The organism is Roseateles noduli (genome assembly GCF_050626985.1).
Taxonomy (GTDB): Bacteria; Pseudomonadota; Gammaproteobacteria; order Burkholderiales; family Burkholderiaceae_C; genus Roseateles; species Roseateles noduli_A.
Map to the genome: position 1 here is coordinate 154216 of NZ_CP192463.1, position 24466 is coordinate 178681.

At 69.7% G+C, this 24466-nt stretch carries 21 protein-coding genes, 1 tRNA gene and 1 pseudogene; 17 read left to right on the plus strand and 6 right to left on the minus strand.

Features of this window, described 5'->3' with window-relative positions:
* Nucleotides 1-155 precede the first annotated feature (155 nt).
* The 11 genes and pseudogenes from fdnG (at nt 156) to ACQ4L4_RS00745 (ending at nt 13936) form a co-directional block, all read left to right on the plus strand.
* Entirely contained in the window at nt 156-3224 is a 3069-nt protein-coding gene (gene fdnG, locus ACQ4L4_RS00695) for a formate dehydrogenase-N subunit alpha (RefSeq protein WP_431102327.1), read from the plus strand.
* A 12-nt stretch (nt 3225-3236) separates the two neighbouring features.
* Nucleotides 3237-4217, plus strand: coding sequence for a formate dehydrogenase subunit beta (gene fdxH, locus ACQ4L4_RS00700; protein ID WP_431102328.1), 981 nt, complete (start codon nt 3237-3239; stop codon nt 4215-4217).
* 17 nt (nt 4218-4234) lie between these two features.
* Nucleotides 4235-4855, plus strand: a complete 621-nt coding sequence (locus ACQ4L4_RS00705; RefSeq protein ID WP_431102329.1) for a formate dehydrogenase subunit gamma — start codon at nt 4235-4237, stop codon at nt 4853-4855.
* On the plus strand, nt 4852-5925 hold the full coding sequence (gene fdhE / locus ACQ4L4_RS00710) for a formate dehydrogenase accessory protein FdhE (RefSeq protein ID WP_431102330.1): 1074 nt from the start codon (nt 4852-4854) through the stop codon (nt 5923-5925). The genes ACQ4L4_RS00705 and fdhE overlap by 4 nt, the downstream gene beginning before the upstream one ends.
* 128 nt (nt 5926-6053) lie before the next feature.
* Nucleotides 6054-7466: pseudogene (gene selA / locus ACQ4L4_RS00715) on the plus strand (L-seryl-tRNA(Sec) selenium transferase); the annotation flags it as partial.
* The gene (gene selB / locus ACQ4L4_RS00720) at nt 7463-9610 is read left to right on the plus strand and encodes a selenocysteine-specific translation elongation factor (protein WP_431102331.1); all 2148 of its coding nucleotides are present in this window, start codon (nt 7463-7465) and stop codon (nt 9608-9610) included. The pseudogene selA and the gene selB, both read left to right, overlap by 4 nt.
* A gap of 16 nt (nt 9611-9626) precedes the next feature.
* Nucleotides 9627-9722 (plus strand) — tRNA-Sec (locus tag ACQ4L4_RS00725).
* Nucleotides 9723-9907: 185 nt separating this feature from the next.
* Nucleotides 9908-10795, plus strand: coding sequence for a putative selenate ABC transporter substrate-binding protein (locus ACQ4L4_RS00730; protein ID WP_431102332.1), 888 nt, complete (start codon nt 9908-9910; stop codon nt 10793-10795).
* Between the two features lie 15 nt (nt 10796-10810).
* On the plus strand, nt 10811-11626 hold the full coding sequence (locus tag ACQ4L4_RS00735) for a phosphonate ABC transporter ATP-binding protein (protein WP_431102333.1): 816 nt from the start codon (nt 10811-10813) through the stop codon (nt 11624-11626).
* Nucleotides 11623-13320 (plus strand): phosphonate ABC transporter, permease protein PhnE, encoded by a 1698-nt coding sequence (phnE, locus tag ACQ4L4_RS00740; protein WP_431102334.1) that lies wholly within the window; start codon nt 11623-11625, stop codon nt 13318-13320. The genes ACQ4L4_RS00735 and phnE overlap by 4 nt, the downstream gene beginning before the upstream one ends.
* A 37-nt stretch (nt 13321-13357) precedes the next feature.
* Nucleotides 13358-13936, plus strand: a complete 579-nt coding sequence (locus ACQ4L4_RS00745; protein ID WP_431102335.1) for a nitroreductase family protein — start codon at nt 13358-13360, stop codon at nt 13934-13936.
* A 40-nt stretch (nt 13937-13976) separates the two neighbouring features.
* Here the strand turns inward: ACQ4L4_RS00745 and ACQ4L4_RS00750 are convergent, their stop codons facing one another.
* Both ACQ4L4_RS00750 and ACQ4L4_RS00755 read right to left on the minus strand, forming a co-directional pair.
* Nucleotides 13977-14405 (minus strand): CBS domain-containing protein, encoded by a 429-nt coding sequence (locus ACQ4L4_RS00750; protein WP_431102336.1) that lies wholly within the window; start codon nt 14403-14405, stop codon nt 13977-13979.
* Between the two features lie 129 nt (nt 14406-14534).
* Nucleotides 14535-15065: a DUF962 domain-containing protein gene (locus ACQ4L4_RS00755; RefSeq protein WP_431102337.1), complete on the minus strand. Its 531-nt coding sequence runs from the start codon at nt 15063-15065 to the stop codon at nt 14535-14537.
* A 139-nt stretch (nt 15066-15204) separates the two neighbouring features.
* Here ACQ4L4_RS00755 and ACQ4L4_RS00760 point away from each other — a divergent pair, with 139 nt between their 5' ends.
* On the plus strand, nt 15205-16038 hold the full coding sequence (locus ACQ4L4_RS00760; protein WP_431102338.1) for a hypothetical protein: 834 nt from the start codon (nt 15205-15207) through the stop codon (nt 16036-16038).
* 234 nt (nt 16039-16272) lie between these two features.
* Here ACQ4L4_RS00760 and ACQ4L4_RS00765 read toward each other — a convergent pair whose 3' ends face one another.
* Genes ACQ4L4_RS00765 through moaA form a run of 3 tightly spaced genes read right to left on the minus strand, consistent with a single transcriptional unit; the run spans nt 16273 to nt 18669 of the window.
* A complete protein-coding gene (locus ACQ4L4_RS00765; RefSeq protein ID WP_431102339.1) occupies nt 16273-16851 on the minus strand; it encodes a GNAT family N-acetyltransferase in 579 nt (192 codons plus the stop codon).
* On the minus strand, nt 16826-17533 hold the full coding sequence (mobA, locus tag ACQ4L4_RS00770; protein WP_431102340.1) for a molybdenum cofactor guanylyltransferase MobA: 708 nt from the start codon (nt 17531-17533) through the stop codon (nt 16826-16828). Before mobA ends, ACQ4L4_RS00765 begins: the two co-directional genes overlap by 26 nt.
* The gene (moaA, locus tag ACQ4L4_RS00775; RefSeq protein ID WP_431102341.1) at nt 17533-18669 is read right to left on the minus strand and encodes a GTP 3',8-cyclase MoaA; all 1137 of its coding nucleotides are present in this window, start codon (nt 18667-18669) and stop codon (nt 17533-17535) included. Before moaA ends, mobA begins: the two co-directional genes overlap by 1 nt.
* A gap of 168 nt (nt 18670-18837) precedes the next feature.
* Between moaA and ACQ4L4_RS00780 the strand changes: the two genes are divergently transcribed.
* Entirely contained in the window at nt 18838-19800 is a 963-nt protein-coding gene (locus tag ACQ4L4_RS00780) for a carbohydrate kinase family protein (protein ID WP_431102342.1), read from the plus strand.
* Between the two features lie 85 nt (nt 19801-19885).
* Here the strand turns inward: ACQ4L4_RS00780 and ACQ4L4_RS00785 are convergent, their stop codons facing one another.
* Complete coding sequence (locus tag ACQ4L4_RS00785; RefSeq protein WP_431102343.1) at nt 19886-20497, minus strand: phenylacetic acid degradation protein PaaY; 612 nt, start codon at nt 20495-20497, stop codon at nt 19886-19888.
* Nucleotides 20498-20648: 151 nt separating this feature from the next.
* Here ACQ4L4_RS00785 and ACQ4L4_RS00790 point away from each other — a divergent pair, with 151 nt between their 5' ends.
* From ACQ4L4_RS00790 to paaA, 4 genes are all read left to right on the plus strand, one after another.
* Nucleotides 20649-21512, plus strand: a complete 864-nt coding sequence (locus ACQ4L4_RS00790; RefSeq protein ID WP_431102344.1) for an enoyl-CoA hydratase-related protein — start codon at nt 20649-20651, stop codon at nt 21510-21512.
* Nucleotides 21512-21967, plus strand: coding sequence for a hydroxyphenylacetyl-CoA thioesterase PaaI (paaI, locus tag ACQ4L4_RS00795; RefSeq protein WP_431102345.1), 456 nt, complete (start codon nt 21512-21514; stop codon nt 21965-21967). Before ACQ4L4_RS00790 ends, paaI begins: the two co-directional genes overlap by 1 nt.
* 45 nt (nt 21968-22012) lie before the next feature.
* Nucleotides 22013-23323, plus strand: coding sequence for a phenylacetate--CoA ligase PaaK (paaK, locus tag ACQ4L4_RS00800; protein WP_431102346.1), 1311 nt, complete (start codon nt 22013-22015; stop codon nt 23321-23323).
* Nucleotides 23324-23401: 78 nt separating this feature from the next.
* A complete protein-coding gene (paaA, locus tag ACQ4L4_RS00805) occupies nt 23402-24403 on the plus strand; it encodes a 1,2-phenylacetyl-CoA epoxidase subunit PaaA (protein WP_431102347.1) in 1002 nt (333 codons plus the stop codon).
* Nucleotides 24404-24466: the final 63 nt, after the last annotated feature.

Here is a 24466-nt window from a genome sequence, read left to right on the forward strand (position 1 = left end):
TGGTGCGCCCTGCGGTTCTCCCTCGCGTCAGAGGGTGAGTCCCCATTGGACAAAGCGGGAGCTTTGTGCCGAAATGCTCGCACGGGCCGCGTGACGGCCGTGCGTTTCACCCAGGTCGGTCTTCGTTGGCGGAGGCCGAGCCCAGGAGGCACAAGATGGACATGAACCGGAGGCACTTCTTCCGGGTGAGCGGGGCGGCCGTGATGGGCTCGAGCCTCGTGGCGTTGGGGTTCTCTCCGACTGCCGCACTGGCCGAGACGCGCCAGTTCAAGCTCGCCCGGGCGACCGAGACCCGCAACACCTGCCCCTACTGCTCGGTCGGTTGCGGGATCATCATGTACTCGCTCGGGGACAAGGCGAAGAACGTCAGTTCCGAGATCATCCACATCGAGGGCGACCCCGATCATCCGGTCAATCGCGGCACCTTGTGCCCGAAGGGCGCGGGCCTGCTGGACTTCGTCCATAGCCCCAACCGGCTGAAGTACCCGGAGATCCGCGAGGCCGGCGCCAAGGAGTGGAAACGCGTCAGCTGGGACGAGGCGATGAACCGCTTCGTCAAGCTGCTCAAGGCCGACCGCGACGCCAACTTCATCGCCAGCAACGCCGACGGGAAGACCGTCAACCGCTGGCTCTCGACCGGCATGATCTGCGCTTCGGCGTCCTCGAACGAATCGGGCTACATCACCCACAAGGCGATGCGCTCGATGGGGATGCTCGCGTTCGACAACCAGGCCCGCGTTTGACACGGACCGACGGTGGCCAGTCTGGCCCCGACGTTCGGACGCGGCGCGATGACCAACCACTGGGTGGACATCAAGAACGCCGATCTCGTGCTGATCATGGGCGGCAATGCCGCCGAGGCGCATCCCTGCGGCTTCAAGTGGGTGATCGAGGCCAAGCATCACAACAAGGCCCGGCTGATCGTCGTCGACCCGCGCTTCACGCGCTCGGCCGCGATGAGCGACTACTACGCGCCGATCCGCGCGGGGTCCGACATCGCCTTCCTGGGCGGCGTCATCCACTACCTGCTGAGCAACAACAAGATCCAGACCGAGTACGTCCGGCACTACACGAACGCCCCCTTCATCGTCGGTGAGGGCTACAAGTTCGAGGATGGCATCTTCTCGGGCTACGACGAGGCCAAGCGCGCCTACAGCAACGCGTCGTGGGCCTACGAGATGGACGAGAAGGGCTTCGCCAAGGTCGACATGACGATGCAGCACCCGCGCTGCGTGCTCAACGTCATGAAGCAGCATTTCTCGCGCTACACGCCGGAGAAGGTCAGCGAGATCACCGGCACGCCCAAGGACCGGTTCATCGAGATCTGCCGCCAGATCGGCGAGACCTCGGCCCCCGGCAAGGTGATGACGATCCTGTACGCGCTGGGCTGGACGCAGCACAGCCAGGGCTCGCAGATCATCCGCACCGGCGCGCTGGTGCAGCTGCTGCTGGGCAACATCGGCCAGCCCGGCGGCGGCATGAACGCGCTGCGCGGCCACAGCAACATCCAGGGCCTCACCGACCTGGGCCTGCTGTCGACCTCGCTGACGGGCTACATGTCGCTGGCCAGGGACTCGGAGCAGGACCTCGAGACCTACTACAAGACCCGCGCGCTCAAGCCGCTGCGTCCCAACCAGATGAGCTTCTGGCAGAACTATCCGAAGTTCTTCGTCAGCCAGCAGAAAGCGTGGTGGGGCAAGGCCGCGACCAAGGAGAACGACTGGGCCTACCACTACCTGCCGAAGTGGGACAAGGGCTACGACGTGCTGCAGGCCTTCGAGCTGATGCACCAGGGCAAGGTCAACGGCTACATCTGCCAGGGCTTCAACCCGGTGGGCTCCTTCCCCAACAAGAAGAAGGTGGTCGAGAGCCTGTCCAAGCTGAAGTTCCTCGCGATCATCGATCCGCTCAACACGGAGACCGCCGAGTTCTGGAAGAACTACGGCGAGCACAACGACGTGAAGACGGAAGAGATCCAGACCGTGGTGTTCCGCTTCCCGAGCACCTGCTTCGCGGAGGAGGACGGCTCGCTGACCAACTCCGGCCGCTGGCTGCAGTGGCACTGGAAGGGCGCCGAGCCCCCGGGCGAGGCCAAGGGCGACGCGGAGATCATCGCGGAGATCTTCCTGCGCCTGCGCGCGCTGTACCAGAAGGACGGCGGTGCGTATCCGGATCCGATCGTCAACCTGAGCTGGCCGTACAAGATCCCGCACAGCCCCTCGGCCGAGGAGCTGGCGATGGAGTTCAACGGCAAGGCGCTGGCCGACGTGACCGATCCGAAGGATCCGACCAAGGTCCTGGCGAAGGCGGGCGAGCAGCTCTCCGGCTTCGGCCTGCTGCGCGACGACGGCACGACCTCCAGCGGCTGCTGGATCTACGCCGGCGCGTGGACGCAGGCGGGCAACCAGATGGCGCGGCGCGACAACAGCGACCCGTGGGGCATCGGCCAGACGCTGAACTGGGCCTGGGCCTGGCCAGCGAACCGGCGCGTGCTCTACAACGCCGCGTCCTGCGACCCCAGCGGCAAGCCGTGGAATCCGAAGCGGCGACTGATCAGCTACACCGACAAGTGGGGCGGCTCCGACGTGCCGGACATCCGGCCGGACGCCAATCCCAATGACGAGGACGCGGTGCGGCCCTTCATCATGACCGCCGAGGGCGTGGCGCGCCTGTTCGCGCCCAGCGGCATGGTCGACGGCCCGCTGCCGGAGCACTACGAACCCTTCGAGTCGCCGCTGACGGTCAACCCGATGCACCCGACCAACGCCAAGGCGATGAACAACCCGGCCGGCCGGGTGTTCAAGGCCGACCGCGAGCAGTTCGGCAAGCCGGACAAGTTCCCGTACGTGGCGACGAGCTACCGGCTCACCGAGCACTTCCACTACTGGACCAAGAACGTGCGCACGAGCGCGATCATCCAGCCGCAGCAGTTCGTGGAGATCGGCGAGGAACTCGCGAAGGAGAAGGGCATCGGCAACGGCGACCAGGTGAAGGTCAGCTCCAACCGCGGCTTCATCAAGGCCGTGGCGGTGGTGACCAAGCGCGTGGCGTCGCTCGATGTCGGCGGCAAGCGGGTCCACACCGTGGGCCTGCCCAACCACTGGGGCTTCGTCGGCGTGGCCAAGCCCGGTTATCTGGTCAATACGCTGACCCCGTTCGTGGGCGACGCCAACACCCAGACGCCGGAGTTCAAGAGCTTCACCGTCAACATCGAGAAAGCTTGAGGAGCCTCAGCCATGTCTTCATTGCAATCCCTCGACATCGCCAAGCGCTCCGCGACGACGCTGCCCAGCCCCGACGCGCGGCGCACGGCGACGGAAGTCGCCAAGCTGATCGACGTCTCCTCGTGCATCGGCTGCAAGGCCTGCCAGGTCGCCTGCATGCAGTGGAACGACCTGCGCGACGACGTCGGCGAGACCCACGGCACCTACGACAACCCGCGCGACCTGACCCCGCAGTCGTGGACGGTGATGCGTTTCTCGGAAGTGGAAGTCGTCGAGAACAAGCTGGAGTGGCTGATCCGCAAGGACGGCTGCATGCACTGCGAGGACCCCGGCTGCCTGAAGGCCTGCCCCGCGCCGGGGGCGATCGTGAAGTACCAGAACGGCATCGTCGACTTCATCTCCGAGCACTGCGTCGGTTGCGGCAACTGCGTGACCGGCTGTCCGTTCGACGTGCCGCGCATCAGCAAGGCCGACAACAAGGCCTACAAGTGCAGCCTGTGCTCGGACCGCGTCGGCGTGGGCCTGGAACCCGCCTGCGTGAAGGCGTGCCCGACCGGCGCGATCCGTTTCGGCTCGAAGGAGGACATGCACGAGTTCGCCGCCGAACGCATCGTCGACCTGAAGGAGCGCGGCTACCAGAACGCCGGTGTGTACGACCCGCAGGGCGTCGGCGGCACGCACGTGATGTACGTGCTGCAGCATGCGGACCAGCCGACGCTGTATCACGGGCTGCCGAAGGATCCGCAGATCAGTCCGCTGGTGTCCCTGTGGAAGGGCGCGGCCAAGCCGTTGGCGGTGGCCGCGATGGTCGGCGCGGCGGTGGCGGGCTTCTTCCACTACATGAAGGTCGGCCCGCAGAAGACGGAGCACGACGAGCCGGATCCCGAGGAGGAACTGGCCTACGAGCGCGCGAAGCGGGGTGAAGGCCCCGACGGCCCGCCGGGCGGCGAGCCGCAACGCAGCTCGTACACCCCGCCCAGCGGCGGCCTCTGACCCACCGGGAGCTCACCATGTTGCTGCAACGCTATCGCGACAGCCAGCGGCTCAACCACTGGCTCATCGTGCTGCTGTTCCTGTGCGCCGGGCTCTCGGGCCTGGCCTTCTTCCACCCGAGCCTCTACTTCCTGAGCAACCTCTTCGGCGGCGGGCCGTGGACGCGCGTGCTGCATCCCTACCTGGGCGTGGGCATGGTGATCGCCTTCGCCTTCCTGGCGGTACGGATGTGGCGGGACAACCTCTGGATCGGCGCCGACACGCAATGGATGCGGCAGAGCCCCGCCATGATCACCGGCGCCGGCAAGGAGGGCGTCCAGCCCGCGGCCAAGTACAACGCCGGCCAGAAGATCGTGTTCTGGGTGATGGTCGTGACGCTGATCATCCTGCTGGTCACCGGCTTCATGTTCTGGCACGCCTGGTTCCCGGAAGGCAACATCCTGATGCGGCGCATCGCGGTGCTGCTGCACTCGGCCTCGGCGGCGATCCTGATCCTGACGATCATCATCCATGTCTACGCGGCAATCTGGGTCAAGGGCTCGTTCCGGGCGATGACCCGTGGTACGGTCACCGACACCTGGGCCGCGCACCATCACCCGCTGTGGCACAAGGAAGCGAAGGAGCGGCCCCGCGCATGACATCCCCCAGCCCCGTCCGGGTCATGACCCCGGAAGAGATCGCGGTCAACGCCGGCGCACGCGCCGCGCCGGTGAAGGTGCCGGAGCCCGGCCTCTTCGCCGAGCGCGCGTTGCGCCTGCGCCAATTGGCCGAGGGGCATGCGATGCGGGACTACCTGCTGTTCGTGGCCGAGCTGGCGCAGGCGCAGCATGAGCGCTTCCGGCGCGCCGAGCCGATGAAGCTGCTGGACGAGGTGCTGGTCAACAGCGCGATGGTCGGCGGGGTGCCGCCGCTCGACGTGTCGACCTTCCGGCGCGATCCGGTATGGCGCGAGGAACTCCGCGCCTTGCTGCGCGCGATGGCGACGGCGGCGATCCCCGAGCCGGCGAAGGCGCTGGTGACGCAGTTGGGCGAAGCCGACGACGACTGGCTGGAGCAGCAGGCGGGCGCATTGCTCGCCGGCGGCGCGCCGGGCCTGGACCCGGCGGCGGCGCCGCTGATCGCCGCGGCCTTGCAGGTGTACTGGGCGCGGCTCGTCGTGCAGCTGCAGGCGCGCTACGACGGCAGCGACCAGGGCGAGCACGTCGCCCCCTTCGGCATGATCGACGATCCGACGGTCTGCCCGTGCTGCGGCTCGCGACCGGTGGCCTCGATCACGCGCATCGCGGCGGAACAGTCCGGGCAGCGCTTCCTCGCCTGCTCGCTGTGCGGCGCGCAGTGGCACTACGTGCGCATCAAGTGCACGCATTGCCAGGGCACGAAGGGCATCACCTTCCAGAGCCTCGTCGACGCCGACGGCAACAAGTCCGAGGCCGTCGCGGCCGAGTGCTGCGAGACCTGCGGGCATTACCTCAAGCAGGTCCACATGGAAAAGGACCTGCAGGTCGAGCCGCTGGCCGACGACCTGGCGACGCTGACGCTGGATCTGCTGGTGGGAGAACTCGGCCTCGTGCGGCAGGGGTTCAACCCGCTGCTGATCCTCGGCGAGGCCGAGGCGTCGGATGATCGCGTCGAGGGACCTGAATCCGGCTCCTCCGGCTCCTCCGGCCGCGCCGCCGGCGCGTCGCCGCCCGATCCCGGAGGGCGCTGAGCATGAAGCCCGAGGCATCCATGGTTCATGGTCCGACGGCAGGCTCCCCGGTCAGCAGTCAGGACCCGGCCGCACCCGACGATCGCCCTGTTCCCTCGCGCGGCCACGCCACGCCGCGCGCTGCGGCCGCGGCCCCGAAGGACCTTCCCTCCGTGGATCGCCTGCTGCGCGACCCGGCGGTGACGCACCTGATGGCGCGGCACGGTCACGCCTTCGTCGCCGCGCAGGCGCGACACCTGCTCGAATCATGGCGCCAGCGCGCGCTGGCGGGCGCGCTGCCGGCGGAGGAGCTTCAGCACCTGCCGGCCGAGCTGGAGCGCCTGTGCGTCGAGCGCCTCGCGCCGCGCATGCGCCGCGTGATCAACCTCACCGGCACGGTGCTGCACACCAACCTGGGCCGCGCGCTGCTGGCCGACGAGGCGCTGCGCCATGTGCTGAGCTGCATGAGCTCGCCCAACAACCTGGAGTTCGACCTCGCGCGCGGTGAGCGCGGCGATCGCGACAGCCTCGTCGAATCGCTGCTTTGCGACATCACCGGCGCCGAGGCGGCGACGGTCGTCAACAACAACGCCGCCGCGGTGCTGCTGGGCATCGCCGCGCTGGCCGGCGGCCGGGAGGTCGTCGTGTCGCGCGGCGAGCTGGTCGAGATCGGCGGGGCGTTCCGCATGCCCGACGTGATGGCGGCGGCGGGGGCGCGGCTGGTGGAGATCGGCACGACCAACCGCACGCATGCGCGGGACTATCAATCCGCGATCGGTCCGGACACCGCGCTGCTGTTGAAGGTCCACACCAGCAACTACGCGATCCAGGGCTTCACGTCGTCGGTGAGCGAGGCCGAACTCGCCCCGATCGCGAAGGCCGCGGGCGTGCCGCTGATGACGGACCTGGGCAGCGGCTCGCTGGTCGACCTGGCGCAATGGGGCCTGCCGGCCGAGCCGCTGCCTCAGGCGATGCTGGCCGACGGCTGCGACATCGTGACCTTCAGCGGCGACAAGCTGCTGGGCGGGCCGCAGGCCGGTCTGATCGTCGGTCGCAAGGACCTGGTGCAGAAGATCCGCAAGTTCCCGATGAAGCGCGCGTTGCGCCTGTCCAAGCTGCCGATGGCCGCGCTGGAGGCGACGCTGCGGCTGTACCTGCAGCCGGACCGGCTGACGCAGGACCTGCCGACGCTGCGGCTGCTGACGCGGCCGGTGGACCAGATCGAGGCGCAGGCGCAGCGGCTGCTGGCCCGCGTCGAGGAGGCCGTCGCGCCGCGCTTCGACGCGCGCGTCAGCGCGATGCGCGGGCAGATCGGCTCGGGCTCGTTGCCGGTGGAGACGCTGCCGTCGGCCGGGCTGGTGCTGACGCCGCGGCTGCCCGGCAAGCGGGGGATCGGGCGCGCGCTCGACGACCTGCTCACGGCCTTGCGCGGGTTGCCGCTGCCCGTCATCGCGCGCGTGCAGGCCGACGAACTCTGGATGGACCTGCGCTGCCTGGACGAGGCGCGCGAGGAGCCCGACTTCCTTGAGCAGCTCGCGCAGCTGAAGGAGGCGCTCGCGTGATCGTCGGAACCGCCGGCCACATCGACCATGGCAAGACGACGCTGGTGAAGGCGCTGACCGGCGTCGACACGGATCGGCTGCCCGAGGAGAAGCGGCGCGGCATCAGCATCGCGCTCGGGTATGCGTTCCTGGCGGCGGGCACGAGCGCCGATGCCAGCGCCGATGCCGGTGCCGGTGCCGGTGCCGGTGCCGGTGTTGGTGCCGCTGCAGATCGCGTCACGCGCGCGAACGAAGGCCCGCGCATCGGTTTTGTCGATGTCCCGGGACACGAGCGCCTCGTGCACACGATGCTGTCCGGCGCGACCGGCATCGACCACGCGCTGCTGCTGGTGGCCGCCGACGATGGCGTGATGCCGCAGACCCGCGAGCACCTGGCGCTGCTGTCACTGCTGGGGATCGCGCGCGGGACGATCGCGCTGACGAAGTGCGACCGCGTGGACGTCGCGACGCGCGCGCAGCGGCGCGAGGAGATCCGCGCGCTGGTGGCCGGCACGCCGCTGGCGGACGCGCCGGTGTTCGACGTCGCCGCGACCGCGGGCGAGGGCGTGCGCGCGTTGCGCGAGCACCTGATCGCCGAGGCGAAGGCGCTGCCGCCGCACGAGGTCGCGGGACAGGCCTTCCGGCTCGCGGTGGACCGCGTGTTCAGCCTGCCCGGTGTCGGTACGGTCTGCACCGGCACCGCGCATGCGGGCGAGGTGGCGGTCGGCGACGAACTCCTGCTGCTGCCGCCCGCGCCGGGACAGTCGCCGCGGCGCGGCCGCGTGCGCAGCCTGCATGCGCAGAACGAGCCGGCGGCGCGCGCGTCGGCCGGACAACGCGTCGCCATCGGCCTTGCCGGGTTGGAGAAGGACGAGGTTGAGCGCGGCCAATGGCTGGCCGCGCCGGAGATCGCGCAGTGGACGGACCGCCTCGATGCGCGGCTGCGGCTGTGGCCCGAGGAAGAGCGCGCGCTGCGAAGCGGCCTGCCGGTGCACGTGCATGTCGGCGCGGAAGCGGTCACCGGGTCGGTGGCGATGCTCGGACGCCTCGGTACGGCGCAGGTCGCTGGCCCTCACCCCTGCCCTCTCCCGCAAGCGGGAGAGGGAGTGAGCCCTGTGGCACCGGCTGAGGCGCTGCAGCCGGGCGAGGAGGGCTTGGTGCAGCTCGTGCTGCATCGACCGATCGGTACCTGGGCCGGGGATCGCGTCGTGCTGCGCGACGCCTCCGCGACGCGCGCGCTCGCCGGCGGGGTCGTGCTCGATCCGCACGCGCCGGCACGTTATCGCCGCACGACGCAGCGGCTCGCGGAACTCGTCGCGCTGACGGCGGACTCGCCCGCGCGACGGCTGGCCGGCCTGCTGGCGCAGGCGCCGATGGGTGTCGATCTCGCGCGATTCGCCGCGGGGCAGGGCGTGGCCGGCGACGCGCGCGCGGCCCTGCTGGCGGCGGACAGCGCATCGACGATCGTGCCCGGCGCCGACGGACCGGCCTGGGCGCTCGGCGCCGCGCAGACGGCGCAGTGGGAGGGCGTCGCGCTGGCCAGGTTGGCGCGGTATCACGAGGAACAGCCCGAAGAGCTCGGCCCCGACCTCGCGCGCTGGCGGCGACTGGCCGCGCCGCGGATGGCGGAGGCGCTGTGGCAGTCGCTCGTGCGGCGGATGGCGTCGGCCGGACAGGTGGCCATCAGCGGCGCGTCGGCGCATCTGCCGGCGCATGGCATCCAGCTGTCGGCGCTGGACGAGCGCCTCGCGCAGAAGGTGATGCCGCGGCTGCTGTCGGCGGGCTTCGAAGGCGCCTGGGCGCGCGACCTGGCCAAGGACGCGCACGAGCCCGAAGCGCTGGTGCGCACGACCCTGGCGCGCCTGTCGCAGCGGGGCGAGCTGTTCCAGGTCGTGAAGGACCTGTACTACGCGCCGACGGCGGTCCATGAGCTGGCGCGCATCGCGCGGGCCTCGGCCATCGGCGGCGACGTCAAGGCCGCGGTGTTCCGCGACCGCAGCGGCCTGGGGCGCAAGCGCGCGATCCAGGTGCTGGAGTTCTTCGACAAGGTCGGCGTGCTGCGGCGCGTCGGCGACGCGCACCGGCTGCGGACCGACAGCCGCCTGTTCATCGACGATCATGAGGGTGGCGGGGCCGCGCGCGTCGACGCCGTCGAGACCGCATGAACGCGCAACGATCAATGGAGAGACAACGATCCTGGTGGATCGGCCGGACTTCAAATCCGGTGGGTGATGCCACGCATCGCCGGGTGGGTTCGACTCCCACGTCTCTCCGCCAGCAACATCGGCTTGCCGGCTGCGCGTCCCGATCTTGCGCCTGCGGTGCTCGCCGTACGGGCGTACGGCTGCGCGCCTCGGCGCAAGCTCGGGCCGCTCGCTTCGGCAATCCGATGTCGCTGGTTCTTGCGGCCGCCCTCGGGGCGGCAATTTCTTTGACTTCGACCGTTTTGACTGGAGCTTTCGATGCCTAGCCTTTTCCGACATGTCAGCCGTGCGCTGCAGGGAATCGTCGCCACGTCGCTGATTGCCGCGGGCCTGTCCGGGCCCGCGATGGCGCAGACGCAGCAGGTGCTGCGCGTGACCGCCATCCCCGACGAATCGCCGACCGAGCTGGCCCGCAAGTTCGCGCCGCTCGGCAAGTACCTGGAGAAGGAACTCGGCGTGAAGGTCGAGTGGACGCCCGTCACCGACTACGCCGCCGCCGTGGAGGCCGTCGTCAACAAGAAGATCGATCTGGCCTGGTTCGGCGGCTTCACCTTCGTGCAGGCCAACGTGCGCTCGGGCGGCAAGATCGTCCCGCTGGTCCAGCGCGAGGAGGACGAGAAGTTCCGCTCCGTCTTCATCACCGACGCGAAGTCCGGCATCACGAAGCTCGAGGACCTCAAGGGCAAGACCCTCAGCTTCGGCTCCGCGTCGTCGACCTCGGGTCACCTGATGCCGCGCTCGTTCCTGCTGGCCGCGAAGATCAATCCCGACGCGGATCTGAAGCGCCTCTCCTTCTCCGGCGCGCATGACGCCACCGTCGCCGCCGTGTCCTCGGGCAAGGTCGACGCGGGCGCGCTGAACATCTCCGTCTGGGAGAAGCTCGTCGCCGAGAAGAAGGTCGACACCGCCGCCGTCAAGGTCTTCTTCACGACGCCGCCGTACTACGACTACAACTGGAGCGTCCATGCCGACATGCCCGCCGCGACGAAGGAGAAGCTCAAGGCCGCGTTCCTGAAGCTCAACCCGTCGACGCCGGAAGGCAAGGAGATCCTCGACCTGCAGCGCGCGACGAAGTTCGTGCCGACGCAGCCCGAGAACTACGCCGGCATCAAGGCCGCCGCCGAGAACGCCGGTCTGCTGAAGTGAGTTGAGACGATCGCGATGCCGCTGCTGGAACTGGACGGCCTGCACCTGAGGGCCGGGGCGCGCACGCTGGTCGAGCCGCTGACGCTGCGCATCGAGACCGGCGAGCAGGTCGCGCTGATCGGCGCGTCGGGCGCCGGCAAGACCTCGCTGCTGCACGCGATGGCGATGGCGCTGGCACCTGTGGGCGGGACCATGCGCCTGGCGGGGCAGGACGCCTGGGCCTTGGCGTCCCGCGATCGCCACTGGCTGCGCCGCGAGCTGATGCTGGCGCCGCAGCATCCGCCGCTGCCGCCGCGCCAGCGCGTGGTCACCGCAGTGCTGGCCGGGCAGTTGCCCGGCGCGTCGATGGCGCAGACCCTGCGCATGCTGTTCAACCCGACCGAGGCGCAGGCGCGGCTCGCCTTCGACGCGCTGGACCGTCTGGAGCTCGGCGATCGGCTCTGGTCGCGCGTCGATCAGCTCTCCGGCGGCGAGCGCCAGCGCGTCGCGGTCGCGCGGCTGCTGGTGTCGAAGGCGCGGCTCTGGCTCGCCGACGAGCCGCTGTCGGCGCTGGATCCGCAACGTGCGCAGCGCGTGCTCGAGGTCCTGCGGGACACGGCCCGCGCGCAGGACCGCACGCTGATCTGCAGTCTGCACCAGGTCGACCTGGCATGCCGGGTGTTCCCACGCGTGATCGCGCTGCGCGAAGGGCGCCTCGTCTACGACGGTCCGCCGCGGGACCTCGGCGCGCGTCAGCTGGACGAGATCTACGCCGATCTGCTGAACGAGCCGCCGCCCGTGGCGCAGGACACGTTGCCGCCGACGTCGTTGCCTCAGGCGATGTGTCGATGAGCGCGGATCGCCCGCACGGCAGACACGGCACGAACAGCGACGCTGTGGCCGTCGGCCGCTCCGCGGCTGCCGTCGCCGCCCCGTGGCGCCACGACCCCGCCGCCACGCGACGACTCGGTCTGACGGTCGGCCTGCTCGTGCTGTTGTGGCCGCTCCTCGTCTGGTGCGAGTTCCGGCCTTGGGAGCTGCTCGACGAACGCAGCCTGCGCGCGACGATGCGTTTCGGCGCGCAGTTCCTGACCCCGCGACTGGACGCCGAGTTCCTGACGATGCTCGCCGCCGACACGTGGCGCACGGTGGCGATGGCGACGGTGGGGATGGCGCTCGCCTGGGTGATCGCCGTGCCGATGGCGCTGCTGGCGACGGCGCGGCTGTCGGTGTCCGCGGTGGCGGGTCGCATGGGCCCGGGGCCGGCGGCGCTGCGCGGGATCGTGCGCCTCGTGCTCATCGTGCTGCGCTCGGTCCCGGAGCTGGTCTGGGCGCTGATGCTGGTCCGCGTGATCGGCCTCGGCCCCGGCGCCGGCGTGCTGGCGATCGCGCTGTCCTATGGCGGGATGCTCGGCAAGGTCTACGCCGAGATCCTCGAAAGCGCCGACGCCGCGCCCACGCAGGCGCTGCTGCGCGGTGGCGCCGGACGTCTGCAGGCGCTGCTCTTCGGCACCTTGCCCGGTTGTGCCGACGAGCTCGTGAGCTACACCGTCTACCGCTGGGAATGCGCGATCCGGTCCTCGGTCGTGCTCGGTTTCGTCGGCGCCGGCGGGCTCGGCCAGCAGCTCGACAACGCGACCAAGATGTTCGCCGGCGCCGAGGTCGCGACCATCCTGCTGGTGTTCATCGCGCTCGTGGCGATGGCCGATCGGATCAGCGCCTGGTTGCGTCCGGCGCGTGAGGCCGGGCAGGGCGCCGAGGCGTCCCGCCGTGCCGCCCGGCCGTCCCCGCGATGGGGCGTGCGCGGGCTGCTCATCGGCCTGCTGGCGCTGCTGATCGCGAGCTTCGCGACGCTGCCGCTGCGCTGGGGCGAATTGCTGGGCGCGGGGGCGCTCGCCCAGATGGGCCGCTTCATCGCGGAGTTCTTTCCGCCCCAAGGGGCGCCGGCCTTTCTCGGGCGCGTCGGCCAGGGGGCGTTGGAGACGCTGGCAATGTCGGCGCTGGGCAGCATCCTGGCGGCGGTGGCCGGGCTCGCGATCGCGCTGCTGGCCAGCAGGCCGCCGGGGCTGCTGCGCTGGACCTCGCGGCTGCTGCTGAATGTGCTGCGCAGCGTGCCCGAACTGGTCTGGGCGGCGATCCTGCTGGTCGCCGCCGGCCTGGGGCCGATGCCGGGCACGCTGGCGCTGGCGCTGCACACGACGGGCGTGCTTGGCCGCCTGATGGCCGAGGCGCTCGAGAACGCACCGCCGCAGACCGCCCAGGCCTTGCGCTGGGCGGGCGCGTCGCGCTGGCAGGTCTTCGCGTTCGCGACGCTGCCGCAGGCGGCGCCGCAACTGCTCAGCTACACGCTGTACCGGTGGGAAAACAACATCCGCGCCGCGACGGTGCTGGGAGTGGTCGGGGCCGGCGGGCTCGGCCAGATGCTGAGCCTGCACCTCAGCCTGTTCCAGATGCGCGAGACTTGCACCGTGCTGCTGGCGATGCTGGCGCTGGTGATGCTGGTCGACGCCTGTTCCTACGCGGCGCGCCGGAAGTTGAATCGTTGAAGAGAGACGTTGCCAGACAACGTGGAAGTGAGCCGCCATGAACGACGAAGCCCTGAAGCTGCTGCTGACGCGTGCTTCGGTCGGGCCGAAATACCTGATCGAACCCGGGCCCGACGACGCGCACCTGCGCCTGATGGTCGATGCCGCGCTGCACGCGCCCGATCACGCCGGGCTCGTCCCTTTCCGGTTCAAGGTCGTGCGCGGCGAGGCGAAGCGCTCGATGGCGGCGCTCTTCGCCGAGGCTGCGCGCCGCGCGGGCAAGGACGCCGCCGGCCTGGCGATGGACGAGGAACGCGCGCTGCGTCCGCCGGTGACGGTGGCCGTCGTCGTCAGGCTGGACCTGGGCCATCCGCAGGTGCCGGCGCACGAGCAGTGGGCCTGCGTGGGCGGGGCGTTGACGAACTTCCTGAACGCCGCCCAGGCACTAGGCTTCGGCGGAAAGATGCTCAGCGGCGCGAAGGCGCGCGATCCGGGTCTGATCGCCGCATTCTGCGAGCCGGGCGAGACGCTGCTCGGCTGGATCGCGATGGGCACGCCGGCGCCGTCGGACAAGCCGCCCAAACCGCGCGCCGCCAAGGACGGCGCTGATCGCGCACTGCAGTTCTGGGGCGGTTGAAAACACGCCACCGGATGGCGTGGGCGCGGCTGCGCCCGCGTCAGCCGTAGATGTAGCTTTGGAGCTGAGCGATGGTCAGCTCATCGTCCGCGATGATGTTGTCCATCAAGTCCCTGATCGACAGCATGCCCACGACGGTCGAACCCTCGACCACCGGCAGGTGGCGGATCTTGCGCTGGCTCATGAGGCTCATGCACTCGCGGCACTCGGTGTCGGGCTTCACGACGAACACGTTGGCCGTCATGACCTCCTTGACCTGCGTGTTGCGCGAATCTCTGCCCTGCAGCGCGATCTTGCGGGTGTAGTCGCGCTCCGAGAAGATGCCGAGCAGCCGCTCGCCCTCCATCACCAGCAGCGCACCGACATCATGCTGCGCGAGCAGATGCAGCGCATCGAACACCGTCGCTTCCGGCGTGATGCGCCAGACGCTCGGGCCGCGACTCTTCAACAGTTCGGACACCGGTTTCATGGGGCCTCCTGGCGACATCCTGGCAAATTGCTGACGGACTCGGACGTCCAAGATAAGCGCCTTGGCGGCGCGCCGCAAGCCCCATCAAGACCCGACCCCCAAAGGAGCGAGGTCGTGATGCCGCGCGGCTCAGGCGGGGTGGGTCAAGTCGCGCAGATGGGTGGGACCGGCGCGGCGTTCGATCTCGGCGAGCAGGTCGCGACCCCAGCCCATCGCGAAGAGCGCTTCGCCGACAACGAACATCGGCCCGACCAGCAGCCCGATCAGGTCATCGACGAAAGCCGGCTTGCGCCCCTCGTAATAATGACCGATGAACTGGATGATCCATCCGACCAGGAAGCTGCCCAGTCCCCAGGCGAGCCAGCCGCCGGCGGAACCCGCCGCCAGCGGATGCGCCAGCGCCATCAGCACCGCGTTGACGATCGCGGTGGACAGGCCCAGCACGAAGTTGCCGCGCGTCAGGTACCAGATCGTGGCGGCGCCCCAGACCACCCAGGCGGCGGACACGGTCCAGTCGGCGACGTGGAATTGCGCCCGCGCCAGCAGCACGCCGATCGCGAAGACGATCAGCGGGATGCCGACGAAGTGGGTGGCGATGTTGCGGCGGTCGCGGTGGTAGGCGGCGTACTGCGCCATCAGGTCGTTGGCTTGGCGTGCCATGGCTATCCTCCGTGCGAGGTGTCGTCGTGATGTCGCAATGCTAGTGCGACCCGCTTGTTTGTGCCGTTCAGAATGCAGGTCTGACCACTCTTGGTTTACCCCTATGCAAGTGTTGACGCGGGCAAGCGAGGTGCCTCCGGTGTTGTGGACCCCGTGGACACGGGGGGCGGCCCACGCGGCGATCGTCGCTGTGGCGCTGGCGGTCGCAGGATGCGGCAGTGCACCAATCGGGGCGACAGCGGATTCGACGACGGGCCGCGGTGAAGCGGCCGCATCGGACGCGGCGGGCGCATCAGCCGCATCGGGCGCATCGGGCGCGGCGCCGGGCGCCGAAGGGCCGCCGTCCTCATGTCCCACCTGGCTCGCGGCGCAGCAGCGCGGCGAGGGGCGGCTCTACCGCGTCGACGCCGCAGGCTCGCAGGTCCGGATCCACGTCTTCCGCGCCGGTCGGCTCGCCAAGCTCGGCCACAACCATGTGCTCGGAGTCGAACGGCTCGACGGCCAGGTCTTCCTGCCCGCCGACGGAATCGCAGGCGCCGGCGTCGAACTCGGATTCCGCCTCGACGACATCGGCATCGACAAGCCCGAATGGCGCGCCAGCCTCGGCCCCGAATTCGCCAGCGTGCCCACGGCCTCCGATGTCGCCGGCACGCGGACCAACATGCTCCGCGCCATCGACGGCGAACGCTTCCCGGCGATCTCGATGCGCAGCTCGGCGGTGGGTGGGGCGTTCCCGGTGCTCGCCGTCAAGCTCGCGGTGCGATGGCACGGGCAGGTCCGCGAGATCGACGTGCCCGTGCGGGTCGCCCGACCTTCAGGGGATGCGCCGCTGCGCGCCCAAGGCGCGCTCGTCCTGCGGCAGAGCGAGTTCGGGATCACGCCGTTCTCCGTCTTCGGGGGGCTGCTCGCCATCCAGGATGAATTGACGGTCGACGTCGATGTGGCGGCTCGGCCTTCGGCAGCCTGCGATTGATGTCGCCTGCGGGAGGCCTGGCGCGGGCGCTCCACACTGCATGGGGGATCCCTCCAGGACCCCCAAGCAGTATTCCGGCCCCAGTGAGCCTCGCTGTGATCGGGCCTTGGGTCTTTCGGCCCGGTGCCTGGCAGTGATCGGGCCTTGGGTCTTTCGGCCCGGTGCCTGGCAGTGATCGGGCCTTGGGTCTTTCGGCCCGGTGCCTCGCCGTGATGGGGCCTTGGGAGGTCGGGGTCAGGCGCGGAGATCCAGACTCATCAAGTCCTTGGCGTAGTAACGGCCGTCGGAGAGACGGATGGCGCGGGGGAGGTGGCCGTAGCGGGTGAAGCCGGCCTGCCGGTAGACCGCGATGGCGGCTTGATTGCCGGCGGTGACGCTGAGCGTCACGGTCTCCAGGCGCGGCTCGCGGCGCAGCAAGGCAAGCGCCTGCTGCAAGAGGCGCTTGCCGATGCCGCGTCCGCGGAACCGGTCGTCCACCATCATCCCGATCAGATGCGCGATGTGTTGCACCTTCTTGCGGTTCTCGTGCTCGCAGGTCAGCGCACCCACCAGCTGTTCTCCGCGCCACGCGCCCAGCGTGAACAGCGACTTGCCGCCCGCCTGCGGATGCAGTCGCACGCGATAGCTCGCGGCCTCGCGGGCGCGTTCGGTCTCCGCGTCGGAAGTGAAGGCCTGTTCGTGCCGGGCCAGCATCGCATCGCGCAGCGCCTTGTAGGCGCCCAGGTCACCCTCGGTCAGCAGGCGCAAGGTGATCGCGCCAGCAGCGTCCGCGCTGCCGTGGTCCGCACTATCGGAGTCGTTCGAGGCGCTCAAGCTCGCTCCTGTCGTTGATGTTGGCGAAGGCGCGGTCGTCGCCCGGTCGATCGAAGGCGACGCGCGCCAGCGGCAGGCTGGACAGCCAGCCTTCGACGCGCCGTTCGCCCGCGCGTAGCGCGGCGTCGAGCGAGGCCCGATGGACGACGTGGATCAGGCTCGCGAGCGGCTGGCTGCGCAGCGGTGCGTCCGGCGACTCGCGGCCCATCGCCATGGCCGCGGTCCGGTCAGGGGCGAGACCCTCGGCCAGGCGGGCGAGGAGGTCGACGGGCAACCAGGGGCTGTCGCCGCTGACCACGAGCAGCCAGTCGTCGACCTCATCGGCAGCGATGGGGGCCTCGAAGGGGGATGCGGGGGGAGATGCGGCGGGGGATGCAGCAGGGGATGTGCTTGCCGATGACGTGGTCGAGCGGGCGGCGGTGATCGCCTGGAGCCCGGCCAGGATCCCGGCGAGCGGGCCGGGGAAGTCCGGCAGCGTGTCCTCGAGGACCGGATGTCCGAGGCGGCGGTAGTCGTCGAGGTGGCGGTTGGCGCTGATGAGCACGCGGCCGCCGGTCTGCGGGGCGATGCGGTCGAGCACGTGGTGGACGAGGGGCCGGCCCTGGAAGGGCTGCAGCGGCTTGTCGACGCCGCCCATGCGCGTGGCGCGCCCGCCGCAGAGGAGCAGCGCGGTGGCGCGCATCAGCCGCCGATGTAGTGCATCTCGACGCGGCGCGCCGGGCCGGATTCCGAGGCCGCGGGCAGGCTGGCGCGGAGTTCCGAGTACCGATCGTTGCGCCGCGTCCAGAGCGCGCCGAGCGCGGCGGCGATCTCGTCGTCGCTGCGCGCGTCGTGGGCGGCATCGCCGCGCAGCAGCGCGCGCAGGTCGTGGCCGTCGCCGGCGAAGAGGCAGGTGTAGAGGCGGCCCTCGGTCGAGAGCCGCGCGCGGTTGCAGTCGCCGCAGAAGGCCTGTGTGACGCTGGAGATCAGGCCGATCTCGCCGCTGCCGTCGGCGTAGCCCCAGCGCGTGGCGGTCTCGCCGTCGGACGTTGGCGCGAGCGGCACGAGGTCGGCGTCTTCGCGCAGCCGGGCGAGGACCTCGGCGGACGGCAGGACTTCGTCCATGCGCCAGCCGTTGCTCATGCCGACGTCCATGTACTCGATGAAGCGCAGCACGACGCCGGTGCCGCGGAAGTGGCGCGCCATCGGGACGATCTGGTCGTCGTTGGTGCCGCGCTTGACGACCATGTTGACCTTGATCGGCGCCAGGCCGGCGGCGTGCGCGGCCTCGATGCCGCGCAGGACCTCGGCGACCGGGAAGTCCACGTCGTTCATGCGCCGGAAGATGGCGTCGTCCAGCGCGTCCAGGCTGACGGTGACGCGGTTCAGCCCGGCGTCCTTGAGCGCCTGGGCCTTGCGGGCGAGCAGCGAGCCGTTGGTGGTGAGCGTGAGATCGAGCGGCTGCCCCTCCGGCGTGCGCAGCGCGGCCAGTTGGGCGATCAGCGCCTCGAGGTTGCGACGCAGCAGCGGCTCGCCACCGGTCAGGCGCAGCTTCTGGACGCCGAGCTGGGCGAACACGCGGGCGAGCCGGGCGATCTCTTCGAAGGAGAGCAGGTCGCGGTGCGGGAGGAAGGCGTAGTCCTTGTCGAACACGTCCTTCGGCATGCAGTAGCTGCAGCGGAAGTTGCAGCGGTCGGTGACGGAGATCCGCAGGTCGCGCAGCGGCCGGCCGCGCGCATCCAGCCACGGGCCGCTGCGGGGCGGCGGCAGCGGATGCGGCACGGGAGGCGTCCGCCCGATCTGGCGCAGATCGAGCAGCGGAATCACACCATCGGTCATGAAGCGGATTGTGCCGCCGCCAGCCCGCCCGCGCCCGCGCAGGCCCTTCGGGGAGCCACTGTGCTCCTGCCCCAGGGGTGGGACTGTGCGCTACGCACCCGAAACCGCCTCGTCACCCTGTAGGACCTGTCACTTGCACGACAGGGCCGGTGGGGGTCGAATCGCGGGATGAGCTTGACCCCCACGACCGTGGTCCATGCGGACCTGGCCAGCTTCGTCTCCTTCGGCGAAGCCCTCACCGACATGATCCGCGTCGGCCAAGACCACTGGCGCAGCCGCTGCGGCGGCTCGCCGTGGAACGTCGCCATCGGGATGTCCCGCCTGGGCCAGCTCAGCGCCTTCGCCGGCGGCATCAGCAAGGACCCGTTCGGCCAGGCGATCTGGCAGGCCAGCGCCGATGCCAGCCTGGACCTGCGCTTCATCCAGCAGTTCGCCAAGTCGCCGCTGGTGGCCTACGTCCATCAGGTCGATCCGCCGGAGTACGCCTTCGTCGGCGACGACAGCGCCGACCTGCACTTCCGCCCCCACGCCTTGCCCGCCGGATGGCGCCGCGCAGTGCGCTGGGCGCATTTCGGCTCGATCAGCCTCACCCGCGAACCGCTCGCGGCACGGCTGATCGCGCTGGCCGAATCCCTCAAGGACGAGGGCGTGCGCATCAGCTACGACCCCAACTACCGCATGTCGATGGACTCCCGCTACGACCGCACGCTGGAGCGCATGTGCCGGCTGGCGGACGTCATCAAGGTCTCCGACGAAGACCTTCGCGGCCTGTTCCGCAGCCGCGACCACCACCTGGGACTGGCGCAGATCTCGGCCTGGAACCCGCGCGCGATCGTGATGCTGACGCTCGGTGAACGCGGCGCGCAGCTGTTCCATCCGAAAGCCGACCTCAGCGCCGCGCCGCCGCCGCTCGACCAGATCGTCGACACCATCGGCGCCGGCGACGCCGCCATGGCCGGCCTGCTCTACAGCCTGATGAACGGCGGCACGCAGGATCCCGAGGACCACTTGCGCTGGGCCGTGGCCGCGGGCGCGGCGGCCTGCGCCGGCGCGGGCGTGGACGGGCTGTCGGCCGGGCTGGTCACCTCGCTCATCGACCAGGTGCAGGTCAGGCGCGCCGAGATGGCGTAGCGCTGGGCCTGGCGGCCCGGCGCCTTCCCAGGGAAACCAACGGGGGACCTCGCGTGCGAGGTCGCGGGACGGCGCTGCGTGTCGATCAGCCGTCGCCGTCGCGCTTCGTCGCGACCAGGGTCTTGGGCCCACCGACCTGCAGGCGAGGGCGGCCGGGTTCCTCCTCGGCCAGCGGCTGGACCTCGACCAGGCTCGCATGACAGCGCCGTGCCAGGTCTTGATAGGTCTCGGTGCCGACGCGCTTCCAGCGGATCTCGTCGTCCGTCAGCGGCCGCATCACCTTCGCCGGCAGGCCCGCGATGAGCGACTTCTCCGGCAGCTTCAGCCCCGCGCGCACGAACGCGCAGGCCGCGACGATGCTGTACGCGCCGACCTCCGCCTCGTCCATCACCACCGCGTTCATGCCCACCAGCGCGTCGTGCCGCACCACGCAGCCGTGCAGCACCGCGCCGTGGCCGATGTGGCCGTTGGTCTCGACAACCGTGTCCGAATCCGGGAAGCCGTGGATCACGCAGGTGTCCTGCACGTTGGCGCCCTCCATCAGCCGGATGCGGCCGAAGTCCCCCCTCAGCGAGGCGCAAGGCCCCACATAACACCCTGCACCGACGATCACGTCCCCGATCAGCACCGCCGTCGGGTGGACGTAGGCGCTCGGATGGACGACCGGCGAGAGGCCGTCAATGGCGTAACAGGGCATGGGACAGCTCCTTTTTAGGTGGTAACCCTAGGTTTCCGACCTTGTCTTGCAATGCGATGGCTCGTAGTATCTACCGACCGGTCGGTAAATAGAAGCCGACCCAAAAAAGCTGAAAAAGCTGAATCCATCGACGGCCGAGGAGACAAGCCGAATGAGCACCGCCAACACGACCCCATCCACCGCTGCCGAAGACAGTCCGCTGCTGATCAGCACCGAGGGCGCCGTCCGCGTCCTCACGCTGAACCGGCCGCAGGCGCTGAACGCATTCACGACCGGCCTGCTCGGCCAGTTGCGAGTCGCGCTCGACGAGGCGGCGCACGACGAGACCGTGCGGGCGGTGCTCATCACCGGTGCCGGCCGCGCGTTCTGCGCGGGCCAGGACCTGTCGGATCCCCACATCAAGCCGGAGTTCGACGAGCACGCCGGCGAGGTCGATGCCCACAAGAAGCCCAAGGCCAAGGACATCGGCAACCTGCTCGACCACTACTACATCCCGCTCGCGCTGCGCCTGCGCAGCATGCCGGTGCCGACCGTCTGCGCGGTCAACGGCGTGGCCGCGGGGGCCGGCGCGAACTTCGCGCTCGGCTGCGACCTCGTGCTGGCGGGCCAGGCGGCGTCTTTCATCCAGGCCTTCTCCAAGATCGGGCTGGTGCCCGACTGCGGCGGCACCTGGCTGCTGACGCGCCTCGTGGGCCGCGCCCGCGCGATGCAGCTGGCGCTGCTCGGCGACAAGCTGCCCGCCGCCGACGCGCAGGCCTGGGGCCTGATCGCACGCTGCGTCGCCGATGCCGACCTGCAGAGCGAGGCGATGGCCACCGCGCAGAAGCTCGCGAAGATGCCGACCAAGGCGCTGGTGCAGACGCGCGAGGCGCTCGACGCCTCGATGGACCTGGAGTTCGAGGACGCCCTCAAGCTCGAGGCCCGGCTGCAGAGCCAGCTCGGCTATGCGCACGACTATCTTGAAGGCGCCGCCGCCTTCCTGACCAAGCGGTCCCCGACCTTCAAGGACCGCTGATGAGCGCGACCCTGGATCCGCAGCGCGTGGCCGAAGCGGTCCGCGACACCATGTTCGCCAACGACCGGGCCTCCAAAGGCCTGGGCATGCGCATCGACGCGATCGGTCCCGGCACCGCGACGCTGTCGATGACAGTGCGCGAGGACATGCTCAACGGCTTCGACATCTGCCACGGCGGCTTCGTCACGACGCTGGCCGATTCGTGTTTCGCCTTCGCCTGCAACTCGCACAACGAGGTGACCGTGGCCTCGGGCTTCGCGATCGACATCGTCGCGCCGTCGCGGGTGGGCGACGTCCTGACGGCGAGCGCCACCGAGACCTCGCTGGCCGGCCGCACCGGCGTCTACGACATCCGCATCACCAATCAACGCGACGAATTGATCGCGGTCTTCCGCGGACGTTCCTACCGCATCAAGGGCAAGCCCGTGGTGCCGGAACTGGCGACCGCGCGCTGAGCGCGCCCGCCCCGGAACGACGAGACAGGTTAGGAGACAGACCCCATGACGGTGAAGACCTTCCGGCCCGAGGACCTCGAGCCCATCGAGCGCGCCAGCCAGGACGAGCTGCGCGCCCTTCAGCTCCAGCGCCTGAAGTGGTCGCTGAAGCATGCCTACGACAACGTGCCGCACTACAAGGCCGCGTTCGATGCGAAGGGCGTTCATCCGGATGACCTGAAGGACCTGGCCGACCTGCGCCTGTTCCCGTTCACGACGAAGAAGGACCTGCGCGACAACTACCCGTTCGGTCTCTTCGCCGTGCCGCGCGAGCAGGTGGTGCGGGTGCACGCGTCGTCGGGCACGACCGGCAAGCCGACCGTGGTCGGCTACACGCAGAAGGACATCGACACCTGGGCCGACCTGGTCGCGCGATCGCTGCGCGCCGCCGGCACCCGCAAGGGCGACATCGTGCACATCGCCTATGGCTACGGGCTGTTCACCGGCGGCCTGGGCGCGCATTACGGCGCCGAGCGGCTGGGCTGCACCGTCATCCCGATGTCGGGCGGACAGACCGAGAAGCAGGTCCAGCTGATCCAGGACTTCAAGCCCGACGTCATCATGGTCACGCCGAGCTACATGCAGGTGATCGTCGAGGAATTCGTGCGCCAGGGCCTGGACCCGCGCGCGTCCTCGTTGAAGACCGGCGTCTTCGGGGCAGAGCCCTGGACCGAGGCGATGCGTCGCGAGATCGAGCACAAGGCCGGCATCGACGCGGTCGACATCTACGGCCTGTCCGAGGTGATGGGGCCAGGTGTTGCCAGCGAATGCATCGAGACCAAGGACGGTCCGGTGATCTGGGAGGACCACTTCTATCCCGAGATCATCGACCCCGAGACCGGCGAGGTCCTGCCCGAGGGCTCCGAAGGGGAACTGGTGTTCACCTCGCTGAGCAAGGAAGCGCTGCCGGTGATCCGCTACCGCACGCGCGACCTGACGCGGCTGCTGCCGCCGACCGCGCGCAGCATGCGACGCATGGGCAAGATCGTCGGTCGCAGCGACGACATGCTGATCATCCGCGGCGTCAACCTGTTCCCGACGCAGATCGAGGAACTGGTGCTCGCCGAGCCGGGCCTGTCCGGCCAGTACCAGATCGTCGTCAGCCGCGACGGCCACCTCGACGAGGTCGAGGTGCGTTGCGAGCTGTCGGCCGCGGGCGGCGGCGACGCGTCGGCGATGTCGAAGTCGCTGCAGCACCGCATCAAGACGCTGATCGGCGTGTCGACCCGGGTGACGGTCGGCGCGCCGGATTCAATCGAAAGAACGCTGGTCGGAAAAGCCCGCCGCGTTGTCGACCAGCGACCGAAGAACTCGTAACCCGTCGGACGGCGTCCGACGGCCACGCGGCGGTGTCCCACAAGGACGCCGCTTCGAAGCAGGAAGCAAGGAGCATCCATGTACACGCAAGCCATGAGCGTCGGTCCGCAGGACCAGGCGACCAAGCTGCAGTCTGCTGAAGAGCAGCAGCGCAACGAGGCCTTCGAGGCCCGCATCGACGCGGGCGACTTCATCGAGGCCAAGGACTGGATGCCGGAGCACTACCGCAAGACGCTGGTGCGGCAGATCAGCCAGCATGCGCATTCTGAGATCGTCGGCATGCTGCCCGAGGGCAACTGGATCACGCGCGCCCCGACGCTCAAGCGCAAGGCGATCCTGCTGGCCAAGGTGCAGGACGAGGGCGGCCACGGGCTCTACCTGTACTCCGCCGCCGAGACGCTGGGCACCAGCCGCGACCAGATGCTGGACGCGCTGCACACGGGCAAGGCCAAGTACAGCTCGATCTTCAACTACCCGACGCTGACCTGGGCCGACATCGGCGTGGTCGGCTGGCTGGTGGACGGCGCGGCGATCATGAACCAGGTGCCGCTGTGCCGCTGCTCCTACGGCCCGTATGCGCGCGCGATGATCCGCATCTGCCGCGAGGAATCCTTCCATCAGCGCCAGGGCTACGAGAGCCTGCTGGTGATGATGCGCGAGGGCACCGCCGCGCAGAAGGCGATGGTCCAGGACGCGGTGAACCGCTGGTGGTGGCCGTCGCTGATGATGTTCGGACCGGCGGACAAGGATTCGCCGAACTCCGAGCAGTCGATGCGTTGGGGCATCAAGCGCCTGACCAACGACGAGCTGCGTCAGAAGTTCGTCGACGCGACCGTGCCGCAGGCCGAGCTGCTCGGCGTGACGCTGCCCGACCCCGATCTGAAGTGGAACGCCGAGCGCGACCACCACGACTTCGGCGCGATCGACTGGAGCGAGTTCTGGCGCGTCGTCGGCGGCAACGGCCCCTGCAACACCGAACGCCTGGGCACCCGCGTCAAGGCCTGGGACGACGGCGCCTGGGTCCGCGACGCCGCGCTCGCCCACGCGAAGAAGCGCGCCACCGACGCCAAGGCGGCCTGATCGAGCGCCCCCGCGCATCCGTCATCACGCTGTCTCCGCCACGAACCGTTCAGAGCACCCGAA